General features: G+C 72.5%; 11 protein-coding genes. 7 read left to right on the forward strand and 4 right to left on the reverse strand.

Features of this window, described 5'->3' with window-relative positions; all coding sequences use genetic code 11:
- Positions 1-52: 52 nt before the first annotated feature.
- From DEJ48_RS04540 to DEJ48_RS04555, 4 genes are all read left to right on the forward strand, one after another.
- Complete coding sequence (locus tag DEJ48_RS04540) at positions 53-466, forward strand: nuclear transport factor 2 family protein (protein ID WP_150214673.1); 414 nt, start codon at positions 53-55, stop codon at positions 464-466.
- Positions 463-1908, forward strand: coding sequence for an NAD(P)/FAD-dependent oxidoreductase (locus DEJ48_RS04545; protein ID WP_150214675.1), 1446 nt, complete (start codon positions 463-465; stop codon positions 1906-1908). The genes DEJ48_RS04540 and DEJ48_RS04545 overlap by 4 nt, the downstream gene beginning before the upstream one ends.
- A gap of 287 nt (positions 1909-2195) precedes the next feature.
- Complete coding sequence (locus DEJ48_RS04550; RefSeq protein WP_150214677.1) at positions 2196-3410, forward strand: S1 family peptidase; 1215 nt, start codon at positions 2196-2198, stop codon at positions 3408-3410.
- A 129-nt stretch (positions 3411-3539) separates the two neighbouring features.
- Positions 3540-4448 carry a hypothetical protein gene (locus tag DEJ48_RS04555; RefSeq protein ID WP_150214678.1) on the forward strand — a complete coding sequence of 303 codons (909 nt, stop codon included), beginning with the start codon at positions 3540-3542 and terminating at the stop codon, positions 4446-4448.
- Between the two features lie 21 nt (positions 4449-4469).
- Here the strand turns inward: DEJ48_RS04555 and DEJ48_RS04560 are convergent, their stop codons facing one another.
- The gene (locus DEJ48_RS04560; RefSeq protein ID WP_150214680.1) at positions 4470-4670 is read right to left on the reverse strand and encodes a hypothetical protein; all 201 of its coding nucleotides are present in this window, start codon (positions 4668-4670) and stop codon (positions 4470-4472) included.
- Between the two features lie 332 nt (positions 4671-5002).
- Between DEJ48_RS04560 and abc-f the strand changes: the two genes are divergently transcribed.
- From abc-f to DEJ48_RS04575, 3 genes are all read left to right on the forward strand, one after another.
- Positions 5003-6637 carry a ribosomal protection-like ABC-F family protein gene (gene abc-f, locus DEJ48_RS04565; protein WP_150214683.1) on the forward strand — a complete coding sequence of 545 codons (1635 nt, stop codon included), beginning with the start codon at positions 5003-5005 and terminating at the stop codon, positions 6635-6637.
- A 90-nt stretch (positions 6638-6727) separates the two neighbouring features.
- Positions 6728-8404: an ABC-F family ATP-binding cassette domain-containing protein gene (locus tag DEJ48_RS04570; RefSeq protein WP_150214684.1), complete on the forward strand. Its 1677-nt coding sequence runs from the start codon at positions 6728-6730 to the stop codon at positions 8402-8404.
- Positions 8405-8460: 56 nt separating this feature from the next.
- Entirely contained in the window at positions 8461-9009 is a 549-nt protein-coding gene (locus DEJ48_RS04575; RefSeq protein WP_150214686.1) for a CGNR zinc finger domain-containing protein, read from the forward strand.
- On the opposite strand, the gene DEJ48_RS04580 is transcribed toward DEJ48_RS04575, so the two are convergent.
- The 3 genes from DEJ48_RS04580 to DEJ48_RS04590 form a co-directional block, all read right to left on the reverse strand.
- Positions 8966-9361 carry a hypothetical protein gene (locus DEJ48_RS04580; RefSeq protein ID WP_150214689.1) on the reverse strand — a complete coding sequence of 132 codons (396 nt, stop codon included), beginning with the start codon at positions 9359-9361 and terminating at the stop codon, positions 8966-8968. The genes DEJ48_RS04575 and DEJ48_RS04580 overlap by 44 nt on opposite strands.
- 107 nt (positions 9362-9468) lie before the next feature.
- Positions 9469-12309 carry a helix-turn-helix transcriptional regulator gene (locus DEJ48_RS04585; protein ID WP_190537204.1) on the reverse strand — a complete coding sequence of 947 codons (2841 nt, stop codon included), beginning with the start codon at positions 12307-12309 and terminating at the stop codon, positions 9469-9471.
- Positions 12306-17417 carry a type I polyketide synthase gene (locus tag DEJ48_RS04590; protein WP_411757420.1) on the reverse strand — a complete coding sequence of 1704 codons (5112 nt, stop codon included), beginning with the start codon at positions 17415-17417 and terminating at the stop codon, positions 12306-12308. The genes DEJ48_RS04585 and DEJ48_RS04590 overlap by 4 nt, the downstream gene beginning before the upstream one ends.
- Between the last annotated feature and the right edge of the window lie 7 nt (positions 17418-17424).

The raw sequence follows: 17424 nt of genomic DNA on the forward strand, positions 1-17424 counted from the left end.
CTCGGGACCGCGACCACTCGCACAAGGTCCGCTCACCCTTCCTGGAGGTGCCATGCCCGACGAGGCCGCGCGCAAGCAGATGGCCATCGACTACGCCCAGCGGATCAACGCCGGTGACATCGAGGGCGTCCTCGACCTGTTCACCGACGACATCGTCTTCGAGGACCCGGTGGGGCGGCCGCCGATGGTGGGCAAGGACGACCTCCGCAGGCATCTCGAACTGGCCGTCTCCTGCGGCACGCACGAGGTGCCGGAACCGCCGATGACCTCGATGGACGACCGTTTCGTGGTGACGCCGACGACGGTCACCGTGCAGCGGCCGCGGCCGATGACCTTCCGCATCGTCGGCATCGTCGAACTCGACGAGAACGGGCTCGGCCGCCGGGTCCAGGCGTTCTGGGGAGTCACCGACGTGACCATGGACGGGCCCGCCGACACCACCCACCCCGAAGGGATCCGCGCGTGACCACCACCCGACCCGCACACGCCGTCGTGCTGGGCGCCAGCATGGCAGGCACTCTGACGGCCCACATCCTGGCCCGCCACGTCGACGCCGTCACCGTCGTGGAACGTGACGCCCTGCCCGAGGAGCCCCAGCACCGCAAGGGCGTTCCGCAGGGCCGCCACGCCCACCTGCTGTGGTCCAACGGCGCCCGCCTCATCGAGGAGATGCTGCCCGGCACCACCGACCGTCTGCTGGCGGCCGGTGCGCGCCGTCTCGGCTTCCCCGAGGACCTGGTGACCCTGACCGGGCAGGGCTGGCAGCACCGCTTCCCCGCCACGCAGTTCGCCCTGGTCGCCAGCCGCCCCCTGCTAGACCTGACGGTACGTCAACATGCTCTGGCCGCCGCGAACATCACCGTCCGGCAGCGCACCGAGGCCGTCGAGCTCTCGGGCAGCGGGAGCCGGGTCACCGGTGTCGTCGTCCGTGATGTGGACACCGGCGCGCAGGAGGCGCTCGAAGCCGACCTGGTCATCGACGCCACCGGCCGCGGCTCCCGCCTCAAGCAGTGGCTCTCGGCACTGGGCGTGCCCGCGCTCGAGGAGGACGTGGTGGACGCGGGCGTCGCCTACGCCACCCGGCTCTTCCAGGCACCGCCCGGTGCGACGACCCGCTTCCCCGCCGTCAACATCGCCGCGGACGACCGCGTCCGCGAGCCCGGCCGCTTCGGCGTGGTCTACCCCATCGAAGGCGGCCGCTGGCTCGCGACGCTGTCCTGCACGAGGGGCGCGCAACTGCCCGGCAGCGAGGATGAGTTCCTGCCCTTCGCGGAGAATTTGAGCCATCCGATCCTCGGCGAGCTCCTGCGCGACGCCGAGCCGCTCACCCCGGTCTTCGGCTCCCGTTCCGGCGCGAACCGGCGGCTGTATCCGGAGCGGCTCGCCGAGTGGCCCGACGGACTGCTCGTCATCGGCGACTCGCTCACCGCGTTCAACCCGATCTACGGGCACGGGATGAGCTCGGCCGCGCGCTGCGCCGACACCATCGACCGCGAGTTCCGGCAGCACCCGCAAGGAGGCGCCGGATCCGCGCTCCGTCTGCAGAAGGCGATCGGCGCGGCCGTGGACGACCCGTGGATCCTGGCCGCGACCAAGGACATCGACTACGTCAACTGCCGTGTGTCCGCGACGGATCCGCGCCTGATCGGCGTGGACACGGAGCAGCGTCTGCGGTTCGCGGAGGCCATCACGGCGGCGTCGATCCGCTCCCCCAAGGCGTCCGAGATCGTCACGGACGTGATGAGCCTGAACGCGCCGCAGACCGAGCTGGGCTCCAACCGTTTCCTGATGGCGATGCGCGCCGACGAACGCCTGCCGGAGCTGACGGCTCCCCCGCTGCTCCCCGAGGAGCTGGCCGTGGTGGATCTGGATCCGGCCATGATCACACCTGAGGCCGTACGCTCCTGACGCGGCGCTTCGAGGCATCGCCTCCCGGCCTCCGACGGCCCTCACCGCACCGCGGGTGAGGGCCGTCGTCCATTGACGCCCCCAATGGCCAATGCGGAAGTGTGCTTTTTTAACAGTTCCCTTGATGTTCTGTTAAAAGCTCCCCTTGTCACAGACCTTGTTGAAGGGCTGAGCACTGGGCCAGAGTTCATGCCGCAGCGAGCCCCACGCTCACTGCCAGGCAGGAACCCACCCCCCCTTTTCCTGTATTTCGGAGAGTTCCTGCCTGCCATTCGGAAGGAATCAGTGTGTCGCATTCTCGTAGATACAGATTCGCCGCCGTGGCCGCTCTGCTCTCGGCATCAGTGGTCGTGGGAACCCAGGCCACGGCACAGGCGCAGGCGCCCGTGAAGGACACCGCTCCGGCCGCGCGCTACCAGCCGGAGATGGTGCGGGCGCTCGCCGCTTCGCTCGGTGTGAGCGAGAAAGCCGCGGCCGAGCGGCTCGACCGGCAGGACGCCCAGCAGGCCCGGCTCGCCGAGCTGAGGAAAAGCGGGATATCCGAGGACGGGGCGTTCTTCGACGCCTCCGGCAGGCTGACCGTCAACGCCGACGACAAGGCCGATGTCACCGCCATCGAGAAGGCCGGCCTCGACGCCCGCATACCGGCCCGCGGCGAGGACGAGCTCGACGCGATCAAGGCACAGCTCGACGCCGCGGCCACCCGGCGCGCCCCCGCCGGTGTCGTCGACTGGTCCGTGGACCTGGCGTCGGACAAGGTCACCGTCAAGGTCAACAGCGACCGGGGAGCGGCGGCGAAGGCGTTCCTCGCGAAGGCCGCGACGTACGGCTCCGCCGTCAAGATCGTTCGGGACCAGGAGAAGCGCGCCCCGCAGGCCGCGATCGCCCCCGGCAGCAAGATGACGATCAACGACACCAACGGCTGGTGCTCCGTTGGATACGGCGCCCGCGACCGGTCCGGCAAGCAGTACCTCGTCACCGCGGGCCACTGCGTCGAGGGCCTGCCCACCCTGCGCTACGGGGGCACCGCGTTCGCGAAGGGCACCCACACCCGCTTCGCGGTCGGCACCAACAGCCGCGACATGGGCATCGCCGCCATCAACTCCGGCCACTCGATCACGACCCAGGTCGGCACCTGGGGCCAGGCCGGCAACATCGCCGTGAACGGCAGCCGCCGCGCCTCGTCCGGCGCCGCGCTCTGCAAGTCCGGCGCGACCACCGGGTGGACGTGCGGCAAGGTCGGCTCGTACAACGTCTCCGTCACCTACGTCGACCAGAACGGCGGCCCCGACACGGTCGTCACGGGTCTCGCCACCTCCAGCGTCTGCACCGAGGGCGGCGACAGCGGCGGCGCGTACATCTCCGGCAACCAGGCCCAGGGCATGACCTCCGGCGGCCCGGTGGGACAGCAGTGCAGCGGGGTCAACTCGCGCGGCTCCTCCTACTTCCAGCCGCTCGACGACGCCCTCTCGTACTACGGGCTCACGCTCAACACCAACTGACCGGCCTTCGAGGGAAGACCAGGGGCCGCCCACCGGCTAAGGTGGGCGGCCCCTGGTCGCCTGTGTGGCCTGAAATCGCCGTTGGGCCACCCTCATCGGGGCGAGGAACTCCCGCCCGCCGAAAGAGCCATGCCGAACATCCCCCACACCGAAGGGCCCGATACCACCTTCGCGACCGTGTTCCGCCGGGCCCTGCAACAGCGCGGGCTGCCCCTGGAACGCATACGCGACCACCTCAGGGCCCAGCAGATCACCGTCAGCCTCGCCACGCTCAGCCACTGGCAGCGCGGACGCAGCCAGCCGGAGCGCGCCCAGTCCCTGCGCGCCGTCGACGCGCTGGAGCCGCTCCTCAACCTGCCCACCGGCACGCTGCGCTCCCTGCTGGGCCCGCACCGGCCGCGCGGCGGCCCCCCACCGGTCGACCCGACCGTCGCCCGCACGGTCTACGGCGAGAACTCGGACGTGGAACAGGCCCTCGGTGACGCCTTTCCGCAGTTCAACGAGGGGCTGCGGCCGCTCACCATCCAGGAGACGGTCAGCCTGGACGAGCACCGGTCCATCCACGAGACGTCGATCACGACCGTGGTGCAGGCCGTCCGCGACGCGGTCGAGCACCTGACCGTCGTCCACTTCCTCGACTCCCCGAAGGCGGGGACGGTCGACCTCGCCGTCCCCTACGGGCCGCCGCCGCGCAGCCGCTTCCTGCCGGAGCTCGGATGCGTGGCCGCCGACATCCCGCTCGGGCGGCAACTGGCCAGGACCGAGACCGCGGTGGTCGCCTACACGCTCCGGGCCGCGTCGGACGTCTCCCACCAGCACGAGCGCCGCGTCACCACACCGCTGAGGGCCTACCTGCTGCACGTCCGCTTCCACCCGCTGGCGCTGCCCGCCGGCTGCTGGAGCTATCAGCGCGAGCAGATCGGCGCCGAACCCCGCCACCGCCGCCGCACCGCACTCGACGCCTTCCACACGACGCATCTGCTGCCCACGCACTGCAGGCCCGGCGTCTACGGGATCGAGTGGGAGTGGCCCGACTGAGGCGGGGCTCCCGCGCCGGGGTCACAGCCCGAGATCGAGCGCCAGGCACGAGTAGTACTTCCACGAGCCCTCGGGGTGGTAGGCGCCGGGCTCCGCGCCTGCCCGGCCGGTCGACGCCCCTTCGGTCATGTCCTCGAAGAGGATGCGCTCGGGGAGGTGACCGTAACGCTCATGACGCGCCTCGGCGGCGGCAGCGGTCGTGCCGGTGAGTTCCTTGCCCATGGGGGTCTCCACTTCGCTCCACTCCACTTCGCTTCGTTTCGCGATTCGTCACCACTTTAACCGGTGACGCGCCTCGGAGGCCAGGGTTCCACCCGGTCCACGAGAAGCGGAGGCCGACACCTGCTACGCTCCGAAAGAACTGGACCTGCTTGATCGAGGAGACGCAGACGTGGTGGGTGAAGACGACATCTCCGGATGAGATCCGGAAGTGACAGGCCACTGGCCGGCGCCGTAGGCGCGCCGCCGCCGTGGCCCTGCTCGTCGTTCCCCCCTTCCCCACCCCGCCCAGGGCAGAGCTCTGTCCGCCCTGTCGACACCTCGAGGTCACCTCCATGTCCGACGCCGCCATCACCTGCTCGAACCTCTCCTTCGCCTGGCCCGACGACACCCCGGTCCTCAGCGACCTGTCCTTCACGCTGACCTCCGGCCGCACCGGCCTGGTCGCCCCCAACGGCTCCGGCAAGAGCACCCTGCTCAAGCTGATCGCGGGCGAGCTCAAGCCCACCAGCGGCTCGGTGACCGTCAGCGGCACACTCGGCCACCTCCCCCAGAGCCTCCCCCTGACCGGCACCCTCACGGTCGCCGAGGTGCTCGGCGTCGCCCCCGTCATCCGGGCCCTGAACGCCGTCGAGTCGGGCGACGTGAGCGAGGCGCACTTCACCACCATCGGCGACGACTGGGACATCGAGGAGCGCACCCGCGCCCAGCTCGACCGCCTCGGCCTCGCCGGCCTGGACCTCGAGCGCCGCCTGAGCACGCTCAGCGGCGGCCAGATCGTCACCCTCGGCCTCGCCGCCCAGCTCCTCAAGCGCCCCGACGTGCTCCTCCTCGACGAGCCGACCAACAACCTCGACCTGGAGGCCCGGCACACGCTCTACGCCGCACTGGAGAGCTTCACCGGCTGCCTGCTGCTGGTCAGCCACGACCGCCCGCTGCTCGACCGCATGGACCGCATCGCCGAACTCGGCGGCGACGAACTGCGCTTCTACGGCGGCAACTTCAGCGCGTACGAGGAAGCCGTGCGCGCCGAACAGGAGGTCGCCGAGAAGAACGTCCGCAACGCGGAGCAGGAGCTGAAGCGCGAGAAGCGCGAGGCGCAGCAGGCCCGCGAGCGGGCCGACCGCCGACAGAGCAACGCCGCCCGCAACCTCAAGAGCGCCGGCCTGCCCCGCATCTTCGCCGGCAACATGAAACGGGGCGCGCAGGAGTCCGCGGGCCGGGCGGGCCAGATGCACGCGAACCGGGTCAGCGACGCCAAGGCCCGGCTCGACGAGGCCGGGCGCGCGCTCCGCGACGAGCAGCGCATCAGCCTCGAACTGCCCGGCACCCAGGTGCCGGCCGGACGCAACCTCTTCCTCGGCGAGGGCCTGCAGGTCCGGCACGACGGCCGGGCCGTCTTCGCCGAAGGCGGCATCGACCTGACCGTGCGCGGACCCGAGCGGATCGCGCTGACCGGGCCCAACGGCGCAGGGAAGACCACCCTGTTGCGCCTCATCACCGGCGACCTCGCACCGGACGAGGGCGAGGTCAAGCGCAACGACGGCCGCATCGCGTACCTCTCGCAGCGCCTCGATCTGCTGGACCCCGAGCGCACCGTGGCGGAGAACTTCGCCGCGGCCGCCCCGGAGCGGCCCGAGGCCGAGCGGATGAACCTGCTCGCCCGCTTCCTCTTCCGGGGCCCGCGGGCCCATCTGCCCGTCGGCGTCCTCTCCGGCGGCGAGCGGCTGCGGGCAACACTCGCCTGTGTGCTCTGCGCCGAACCGGCCCCGCAGCTGCTGCTGCTCGACGAGCCGACCAACAACCTCGACCTGGTCAGCGCGGGCCAGCTGGAGAGCGCACTCGACTCCTACCAGGGCGCCTTCGTCGTGATCAGCCACGACGAGCGCTTCCTCGCCGAGATCGGGGTGAACCGGCGGCTGCGGCTGGCCGACGGCGTGCTCAGGGAGACCGGGGCGCCCGCGGTGTGAGGCGTCGGTGAGCGAACGGCCCGTACGAGGCGCCGCGCCCGGCGGGCCGACCACCGACACCCCCACCGACGAACCGGAGGAGGGCCTCACATGCCCCAGCCCCAACCCGCTCTGCTCGCCCACGAGATCGTCCGCGATTTCGGGGGCCGCCGTGTCCTCGACGGCGTCTCCCTGACCGCGTCCCCCGGCCACCGCATCGGCCTGATCGGCGAGAACGGCGTCGGCAAGTCCACGCTGCTGCGCGTCCTCGCGGGTGTGGACGAGCCCGACACCGGCAGCGTCGTCCGCCCGGCCGATCTCGGCTTCCTGCACCAGGAGATGCCCTTCGACACCGAATCGACCGTCGCCGCTGTGCTCGACGACGCGCTGCGCGAAGCCCGCGAGGACCTGGCGGAGCTCGGGCGGCTGAGCGACGAGATCACCCGCGTCCCCGAGGACACGCCCGCCCATCGAGAGCTCCTCGACGCCTACGGGCGACGGCTCGAACAGGCCCAGGACCGGGAGTCCTGGGACGCCGACCGCCGGGCCGCCCTGGTCCTCGACGGGCTCGGCCTCGGCGCGCTCGCACACGACCGCACGCTCGGCTCGCTGTCCGGCGGGCAGCGCGGCCGGCTCGCGCTCGCCGCCCTGCTCGTCCGGCGGCCCACCGCGCTGCTCCTCGACGAGCCGACCAACCACCTCGACGACGGCGCCGCCGCCTTCCTGGAGGACCAGCTGCGCGGCCTGCCGGGCACGGTGGTGGCCGCCAGCCACGACCGTGCGTTCCTCGACGCCGTCTGCACCGACCTGATCGACCTCGACCCGGCGGTCGATGGGCCCGTCCGCCACGGCGGCACCTACTCGGCGTACGTGAGCGCGAAGCGCGCCGAGCGGGAACGCTGGGAGCAGCGTCACGCCGAGGAGCAGGAGGAACTGCGGGCGTTGCGATACGCGGCGGGTGTCACCGCGCGCCGGGTGGCCCCTGACCGGGGGCCGCGCGACAACGAGAAGATGGGCTACGGCCATCGGGCCGGCCGGGTGCAGAGCCAGATCTCCCGCCGGGTGCGCAACGCCACGCGGCGCCTGGAGGAGTTGGAGCGCGGCCAGGTGGCCGCTCCCCCGCGGCCGCTGCGGTTCGCCGCCGGAGTGCTGACGGCGCGGACGACGGACGACCCGCGGCCTCTGGTCTCGCTGCGTGACGTGCGGGTGCCCGGGCGGCTGGCGCTGGACGGCCTGGACGTGGCGGCGGGCGAGCGGCTGCTGGTGACGGGGGCGAACGGGGCGGGCAAGTCGACGTTGCTCGCCGTGCTCGCGGGGCGCCTCGCCGCCGAGGGAGAGGTACGTCGACGGGAGCACCTGACCGTGGGGATGCTCGCCCAGGACACGGTGTTCGAGCGGCCCGACCGTACGGCCCAGGACACGTATGTGCTGGCACTGGGCCCCGAGCGGGCCGACGCTGTCCCGCTGTCGTCGCTCGGCCTGGTCCACGCGACCGACCTGGACAAGCCCGTGGGCACCCTGTCCGTCGGGCAGCGTCGACGGCTCGCGCTCGCGCTCCTGGTGGCCCGTCCGCCCCAGCTGCTCCTGCTCGACGAGCCGACCAACCACCTCTCCCCACGCCTGTGCGACGAACTGGAGGAGGCGATGGCCCCCGCGCGGGGCTCATCGGAAGCCGACTCCGACGCCGACTCCGACCCCGGTCCCCGGATCGGAGCGATCGTCGTCGCGAGCCACGACCGCTGGCTGCGGCGGCGGTGGGAGGGGCGCACGCTCAGGCTGCCGGTGTAGCGGCACGTCGGTGACCTTCGTTGCGGGACGCGGAGGTCACCTGTCAGGATGGTGACGTGAATCTCGACCACGTCTTCGTCTGCGGACACCCGGCCCTCGACTTCGCGGCCACGCTCCGCGCACGACGTTCCGCCCGGTTCGAGATGTTCGTGACCCCGGAGCGGCTCAACGCCTGGTACCTGGAGTCCGGAATCGTGGACGCGATCACACCCGCGGACGAGAGTGACGTGCGGGCGGCGACGACCGTGCGCGAGGCGGTGTACCGGCTCCTGGCCGACCGCCGCATCGGCGACGGCTTCGACCCCGAGGCGCTCGCCGTCCTCAACGCCGCCGCCCGCCGGACCCCCGTGACACCCCAACTCTCCCTGGCCGGCCGGCACAACGAGGCGACGCCTGACGAGGCCCTCGCGACAGTGGCCCGCCTGGCCGTCGAACTGCTCGGCGGCCCGGACGTCCCGCTGCTCAAGGAGTGCGGCAACCCCGAGTGCACACGGGTCTACGTCGACCGCTCCCGCGGCATGCGGCGCCAGTGGTGCGGCATGGAGTCCTGCGGCAACAAGATCAAGGCCGCCGCGTACCGCGCGCGGAAGAAGACCGTGGCGTGACGCGCCCCGTCTTGAGGTGACGGTCGAGGGCCGCCGTGAGCGCCGCCATCGCCGCGGCGGCCAGGGCGAAGCTGCCGCAGACGAGGCTCACGGACCCCACCCATGCGGCGGGCCTGTCGAACAACGCGGCGGAGAGCCGCACCCCCGCGCCCAGCGCGCCCGCCCCGGCGGCGAGCAGCCACGTGCCGGGGGTGAGCGCACTCCAGACGTCACCGGCGGCCGCGGAGCGCGCGATGCGCAGGACGACGCGCCCGGCGAGCACGGCACCGGCGAGTGGCGCGACGATGGCCACCCCCAGCAGGAGCAGCACGGGAAGAACCCACATGGCGGGGTCCTCGGACGAAAGGATCATGACTGTAGGACAGCGCGAGGGGCGCGAAGGTTGCCCGGTCGCTCGGGTCACGTCATGCATCACGGCGGACCGCTTGCTGTCCGCCGTGATGCACGGGGGACCGCTCGCTACCCCAGCACCGCCTGCAGATCCAGCCGCTTGACGTCGAGCTTGCGGTAGATCCTGGTCAGGTGCTGCTCGACAGTGCTGACCGTGACGTACAGCTTGCGGGAGATCTCGCGGTTGGTGAACCCGTCGGCGGCCAGCTCGGCCACGCGTCGTTCGGCGTCGGTCAGCTCGGCGTCCGGTTCGGCTCGGCCGGGCGCGGGCGCGGGTGGGGGCGGTGACGCGTGGCCACCGGCCACGGGCGGAGGTGTGTTGCCGCCCCAGCGCCGGGAGAGGAGTTCGGCCTTGCGGGCGAGCAGCCGCGCGCGTTCCGTCTCACCCCCTTCCCGTACGGCCTGGCTCTGCTCGGCCACGGCCCGCGCCAGCTCGAAGACGTCACCGGCGCCCCTGAGCACGGCGACGGCCTCGTCGAGCAGCTCGATGCGGTCCGGGCCGGGTGAGGTGGCGGCACGCAGGCGCAGCGTCATGCCCCAGGTGCGGCCGTCGGCCGGAGCGGGCAATGTCATCTGTTCGTCCACGAGTTGGCGGGCGAGGAGGGACTCACCGAGGGCCAGGTACGCCTCCGCGGCGCCGAGCCGCCACGGTTCCGCCGCGGGCACGTCGACGCCCCAGCTGCTCATCCGCGTACCGCAGGCGTAGAAGTCGCACAGGGCGGCGTAGTGGCAGCCGGTTGCCAGGTGGTAGCGGCCGCGCGCGGCCAGGTAGTGCAGTCCGGTGCGGGTCTGGAACACCGCCTGGGGCACGGGCCGTTCGAGGAGGGCCGCGGCGCCGTCGACGTCTCCGAGGGCGGCCTTGGCCTGTACGGCGGCCGCGAGCGGAAGGCCGATCGCGGCGCCCCAGCCCTTGGGGCCGAGCATGTCGAGCGCGGTGGTGGCGCGCTGTTGCGCCGCGGCCGGGTCTCCCTGGCGCAGGTGGATGAAGGCACGCCAGGCGGTGAACCAGGCCTGCCAGGTGGGGCTTTCGCGCTCGCCGGCCTGGGCGATGAGCCCGTCGCACCAGGCCGCCGCCCGGTGCGGCCGGTCGCGGTAGGCGAGCGTGGCGAGGGCGGCGGTCTGCACGGCGACGGTGCGGGGGCCGAGGCGGTAGCGGTTGAGGGTGCGTTCGGCCGCGTCGACCGCGTCGGACGGATCGCTCTCGCCGCCGTGCAACAGGTCGTGCATAAGGGTGCCCGCGCCCTGCAGTTCGGGGGTGGCCGCCGGTGGGGCGGAGCGCTGCGCGGCCAGTACGCCGGACCCCAGGCGCTCCTTGACGTGTCCGGGGTAGAGGTAGGCGCCCCAGAGCCACGGGGTGTCGAGATCCGCGGCGTTCGCGGGCGGCGCACCGGCCGGGTTAGGCCCGGCGAGCGCACAGATCGCGTCCAGCCCTTCGTCGACGCGCCCGTGCCAGAAGAGGTGGGTGGGGAGGGTGAGGGGGAGGGGGGTGGGTGGGAAGGTGGTCGGGGGTGCCGTGCGGTCGGGGAGGTGGCGTAGGACCTTCGCGGGGTCCAGGCGCCATTCCGCGTCGGCGAGCGCTCCCACGATCGCGGCCTGTTGTGTGGCGCCCCGGCACCGCCGGTACGCGGCGCGCAGGTATGCGACGCCCACCTCCACCCGGTCGTCCTCCAGGGCGAGTTGAGCCGCCTCCTCGAAGACGGGCACCGCCCACGGCGTGTCCGACCGGTCGGCGGCGACGAGGTGGGCGGCCACCTCGTCGGCCGGTGCGCCCTCTTCGTGCAGCAGGGCGGCCACCCGCCCGTGCAGCGCGCGGCGTTCCTCCGTCGGCATCCCGTCCAGGACCGCCGCCCCGAACGCCGGGTGGCACAGCCGCCCCTCGTGCAGCACCTCCGCGACGGTCAGCTGGTGCACGGCGCGGGCCACGGAGGCGGCGTCCACGTCGAGGAGCCGGCCCAGCGGGAACGGGCAGGCCTGCTCCCCCAACACGGCTACGGCACGGGCGACTTCGGTGACCGGAGCCTCGTGCCGGTAGAGGAACCCGAGCACCGCCCGCCCGAACGCCTCGCCCGCGCGGCCCGTCGTCCGGTGGTCGTCCGCAAGCGCGTGGACGAGGAGCGGATGGCCCGCGCTCATACCGTGGACGACGGGCGTGAGGTCCTGGGCCGTCTCCCGGTCGAATCGCCGAGCCAGTACGGCTCCCACTCCCGCCTTCGACAGCGGCTCGACACGGATGCGCCGCAGCGCGGGCTCGTGCGCGAACTCACTCCCGAGCAGGGCGTTGTCCGCCGTCTGATGGACGTACTCGGTGAACAGCACATGCAGCCGCGCCGAGCGCAGCCTGCGCACCACGTACAGGAGGCACTGCAGTGAGGCCGCGTCGGCGTGGTGCGCGTCGTCGACGGCGATCAGGACGGGCCGCTCGGCGACGAGACCGCGCAGCGCCTCGCAGAGCCCGCGGAGCGCGGGGGCGTGCGGAGTGGCCGAGGGGGGAACGTGCGTGGGCGAGACCCTGGACGCGTCGGGCTGCGTCGTGGGCGGGGCGGGTGCGGAAGCGGCGGCTTCGTCGCACCACGCCAGCGTACGTTCGGCGGTGTCGGCGGGCAGTTCCGGGCAGCAGCGCACCAGTTGCTCCAGGACGCCGAGGGGCAGGTCGCGCTCGGCCCGGCAGGCCGTGGCGGTCAGCACCAGCGCGTCGCGCGCGACCCGTTCCGTCCACGCCCGCAGCACCGCGGTCTTGCCGGTGCCGACCGCTCCGCCGAGCACCACGAGGCTGCCGCGGGTGCCCTCCGCGCCTTCGTACGCGCTCCGCAGGGCGGCCAACTCCCCGGCTCGTTCCACCAGTTCGACCCGTTCCAGCAGCTCGACCCGTTCCACCGGTTCGACCCCGGCGGAGCAGGCGTCGCGCGTCACCGCGTGCCCCACTCGCGGTCGATCAGCGCGAACATGTCGTCGGCGCTCGCGGCCGTCAGGTCGTCCGCCTCGCCCTGCCCGTCCTCGTCGGCGGGGGCCGCGGCGGCGTCCGGCTGCTTCCACAGGAGGGTCTGAAGGCGCCGGATCAGACCCTTGCGGCGGGGATCGTCCACCGCGAGTCCGGCGAGGGCCTCCTCCAGATCGTCCAGGTGCCCGGCCACGGGGAGCTCGCCCGCGCCGCCGTCGGGCAGGACCCTGTCCAGCAGGTGTTCGGCGAGGGCGCGAGGCGTCGGATAGTCGTAGACCAGCGTGGCGGGCAGCCTCAGCCCCGTGGCGGCGCGCAGCCGGTTGCGCAGCTCCACCACGACGAGGGAGTCGAAGCCCAGGTCCTTGAAGGCCCTCTCCGGCTCGACCTCCTGCCCCGGCTCGTACCGCAGCACGCCCGCGACCTGCTCGCGGACCACGTCGAGGAGCCGCCCGGCCCGCTCCCGCACGGGCAGCGCGGCCAGTTCGCGCCGCAGCGCGGAGGCGTTCTCGGCGCTTTCGGCGCCGTCCGCGGAGGCATCGACGATCCGCCGGGCCGCGGGAACCTCTTCGAGCAGCCGGGTCGGGCGGGCCAGCGTGAACAGCGGCGCGAACCGTTCCCATTCGATGTCGGCGACCAGGCTGTGCCCCCGGCCCGCGTCGAGCACGGCGTGCAGCGCGCCGAGCGCCAACTGGGGTTCCAGGGGCGGCAGTCCCTGGCGCCGGGACAGCCCGGCCGCGCCGCGTGCCAGGTCCCCGTCCTCCGGCAGATCCCAGATGCCCCAGCCCACGGAGACGGTTCGGGGCCCCTCCCCCGCACCGCCGTGCCGCTGCGCCAGCGCGTCGAGATAGGCGTTGGCGGCGGCGTACGCGCCGTGCTCCCTGCTGCCGAGCGTGGCGGCCACGGAGGAGAAGTACAGCACGGTCTCGACTTCCCCGGGCCACGCCACGGACCCGGCGGCGGCCGCCAGGTCGCCCAGCTCCATGGCCTGGGCCGTGGCCGCGTCGAGCGCGTCGGGCGTGACGTCGGCGAGGGGGGCGAGCTCGCCGGGGAGGGAGGTGTGGATGACGGTTCGTATGTGTACGTCTGTGAGCTCGGCGAGGGCGCGGGGCAGGTCCTGGCTCCGACCAAGACCATGGCTACGGCTGTCGCTGTGGCTGTGGCTGTGGCCTTCGTACGGGACGCGCAGCAGCGTGAACTGGCAACCGTGCGCCTCGACTTCGGCTGCGAGCTCGCCGTCCCGGTCGTCCTGTCGGCCTCCGCGACCGTCGTCGGGGGCCGTGTCCAGCAGTACGACGTGTGCGGCGCCGGACGCGGCGAGCCACCGCACGACCTGTTCCGTCAGTCGGCTGACGCCGCCCGTGACCAGGACGGCACCTTCCGGGGGCCGGCCCCCGGTCGTCTCGTCGCCGATCGGCGCATCGGGCACCAGGCGTCGGCCGAGGACACCACCGCGACGCAGCGCGACCTGGTCCTCGCCGCTGTCCCCGCACAGCACCGCGTAAAGGGCGGCGGGGTCGAGTGTGTCCGGGTCGGCGGGCAGGTCCAGCAGCCCGCCCCACAGCTCCGGATGCTCCAGGGCGGCCACCCGGCCGAACCCCCAGACGGGCGCCTGTTCCGGGGAGACCACCGGGTCGGTGTCGCCGCACGACACGGCACCCCGGGTGGCGCACCAGAGGGGCACCTCGACCGCGGCGTCGATGAGGCCTTGGAGCAGCGCCAGGGAGGCGGAGGCGCCGGGCGACCCGCGGCGGGCGTCGGCGTTCGTACCGTCGTCGAGCGCCAGCAAGGAGAGCACCCCCGCGAGGGATGTGTCGTCGCCCGCGCACGTCGACTGCCACGAGCGGACGAGCTCGGCCAGCTCCGCGCGCCCGGTACCCGGCCCGACCTCGACGAGGCTCACCGGCACACCTGTCTCCTCCAGCGCCCGGACGCACGTACGCGACCAGGTGTCAGCCGCACCTTCGGCGGCCAGGACCAGCCAGGCTCCGCCGGTGCCCGGCGCGGGCGTCGGCAGGTCCACGCGCCGCCAGTCGACCCGGTACCGCCAGGCGTCGACGGTCGACCGGTCCCGCCGCTCGCGCCGCCATACGGACAGCGCCGGGAACACCGTCTCCAGGGCGGCCCGGTGCGCGTCGTCCTTCAGGTGCAGGGTGTCGCAGAGGGACTGGACGTCCGCGCCCTCGACTGCCGCCCAGAACCCGGCCTCTTCGCCGTCCGACACAGCCGCGACCGTGGGCACCGCGACGTCGGCGAGCCAGAAGCGCCGCCCCTGGAAGGGGTAGGTGGGCAGGTCGACGGTGCGGGGCGGCGGATCGGACGGGAACCAGCCGGACCAGTCCACCGTGATCCCGGCCGTATGAAGGCGTGCCATGGCGTGCCCGAAGGCGACATCGTCCGGCAGGTCCGAGCGGAGGGAAGCGGTGACGACGGGCTCGAAGCCACCTTGCGGGTCGGCGAGGTCGGCCAGGTCGTCGAGGGTGTGCTGGGCGGCGGTGACCAGGACGGGAGCGGGGCCCAGTTCCACGAACACCCCTGCTCGGTCCGCCACTTGGGCGATCGCGGGCTGGAAGAGGACTGCCTGCCGCACGTGCTTGGCCCAGTACTCCGGAGCGGTGATCTCGGCCTCGGCTTGCTTGCCCGTGACATTGCTGATCAGCGGAACCTTCGGCGCGCAGAACTCCACACCACGTATCGCCTCGGTGAACTCATCGAGCATCGGCTCCATCAACACCGAATGGAACGCGTGACTGACCGACAACGCCTTGGTCTTACGCCCCTTCTCCCTCCAGAACCCAACGATCCTCTCGACCTGGTCAACAGGGCCCGAAATGACGGTGGAATCAGGTGTATTAACCGCAGCGACACTCACCGCAGAGTCCTCAAGACTCGCCGCCAACTCCTCCGGCGTCGCCTGCACCGCACACATCGCACCACCCTCAGGCAACCCACCCATCAACCGAGCACGCGCCCCCACCACCCGACACGCATCCGCCAAACCAAAAACACCCGCGACATACGCCGCCGCAACCTCCCCGATGGAATGCCCGACCACCACATCCGGCCGCACCCCCACCGACTCCCACAACCTGGCCAGACCCACCTGAAGCGCAAACAACCCAGCCTGCGCCCACATCGTGTGATCCAACCGCTCCCGCGGCCCCCCGAACACAACCTCCCGAACCGAACCACCCAACTCCACATCCAGCAGCCCACACACCTCATCAAAGGCGCCAGCGAACACAGGGAACCGCTCATACAAACCAGCCCCCATCCCCACCACCTGACTGCCCTGCCCACTGAACAACCAGACCGTGTCCCTACCCGCACCGACCGGCACCGGAGGCGGCCCCACCAGTGCCGGGTGCGGTTGCTCCGCAGCCAGCGCCTCAAGGCCGGCCGTCAGCTCGGCGCGGTCCGCTCCCAGCACGACGGCCCGGCGTTCGTGCAGCGCACGCGTGCGGAGCAGCGACCAACCGGTGTCGACGGGATCGGACGGAGCGGATGGATCGGATGGATCGGCCGTTTCAGCGGCCCGTTCGGCGAGAGCGCGAGCCTGCGCCCTCAGCGCTTCCCTGCTGCGCGCCGAGACCACCCACGGCACCACGAGACCGCCTTGCCGGGGCCCGGCGCTTTCGGTGGTGGTGGGTGCGGGGGCCTGTTCCAGGATGAGGTGGGCGTTGGTGCCGCTGATGCCGAAGGAGGAGACGCCCGCCCTGCGGGGCCGGTCCGTCTCGGGCCACGGCACGGGGTCGGTGAGGAGCTGTACTCCCCCGTCCTCCCAGTCCACGTGGGGCGTGGGGCGGTCGATGTGCAGGGAGGCGGGCAGCTCTCCGTGGCGCATCGACATCACCATTTTGATGACGCCCGCGACGCCGGCTGCGGCCTGCGTGTGGCCGATGTTCGACTTCACCGAGCCGAGCCACAGCGGCCGGTCCGCCGGGCGGTCCTTGCCGTAGGTGGCGAGGAGCGCGTTGCCCTCGATGGGGTCGCCGAGCGTGGTGCCGGTGCCGTGTGCCTCCACGGCGTCGACGGCGTCGGGGGTGACGCGGGCGTTGGCGAGGGCCTGGCGGATCACCCGCTCCTGGGCGACGTCGTTGGGGGCGGTGAGGCCGTTGCTGGCGCCGTCCTGGTTGACGGCGGATCCGCGTACGACGCCGAGTACTTGGTGGCCGTTGCGGCGGGCGTCGGAGAGGCGTTCCAGGAGGATCAGGCCGACGCCCTCGGAGAATCCCGTACCGTCGGCCGCCTCGGCGAACGGCTTGCAGCGGCCGTCCGGGGCCAGGCCACGCTGGCGCGAGAACTCCACGAAGGCCGTGGGCGTGGACAGTACGGTGACGCCGCCCGCGAGGGCCAGGCCGCAGTCGCCCTGTCGCAGCGCCTGGCAGGCCAGGTGGATGGCGACCAGCGACGCGGAGCACGCCGTGTCGAGGGTCACCGCCGGGCCCTCCAGGCCGAAGGTGTACGCGATGCGGCCGGAGATGACGCTGGCCAGGGTGCCCGTGGTCGCGTACCCCTCGACCTCCGGCGGTACCTGCTCCCCCGACATGTGGTCCTGGCTGGACACCCCCGCGTACACCCCGGTGAGCGTGTCCCTGAGTGTGCCCGGGTCGATGCCCGCCCGCTCGAACAGCTCCCAGGCCACTTCGAGCAGTACGCGCTGCTGCGGGTCGGCGGCCAGCGCCTCGCGCGGGTTGACTCCGAAGAAGTCCGCGTCGAAGCGGGCGGCGTCCCGCAGGAACCCGGCTTCGCGTACGTAGGTGGTGCCCGGGTGGTCCGGGTCCGGGTGGTAGAGGCCGCCGACGTCCCAGCCGCGGTCGGTGGGGAACGCCTCGATGGCGTCGCCCTGCGAGGCGACGAGGTCCCAGAGCTGTTCCGGTGAGGTCACGCCGCCCGGGTAGCGGCAGGCCATCGCGACGACGGCGATCGGTTCCCGCTGCCGCTCCTCCACGTCGCGCAGGCGCTGACGGGTCTGCCCGAGATCCGCCGTCACGCGCTTCAGGTAGTGGCGGAGTTTGTCCTCCGTACCCGGCATGCCCTTCTTTCCATCCGTTCCATCCGTCCCACCCGTCCCAGCCGGCATGTCTTCT

Origin of the sequence: Streptomyces venezuelae, from assembly GCF_008642315.1 — a bacterium.
In the GTDB taxonomy this organism is placed as follows: Bacteria; Actinomycetota; Actinomycetes; order Streptomycetales; family Streptomycetaceae; genus Streptomyces; species Streptomyces venezuelae_D.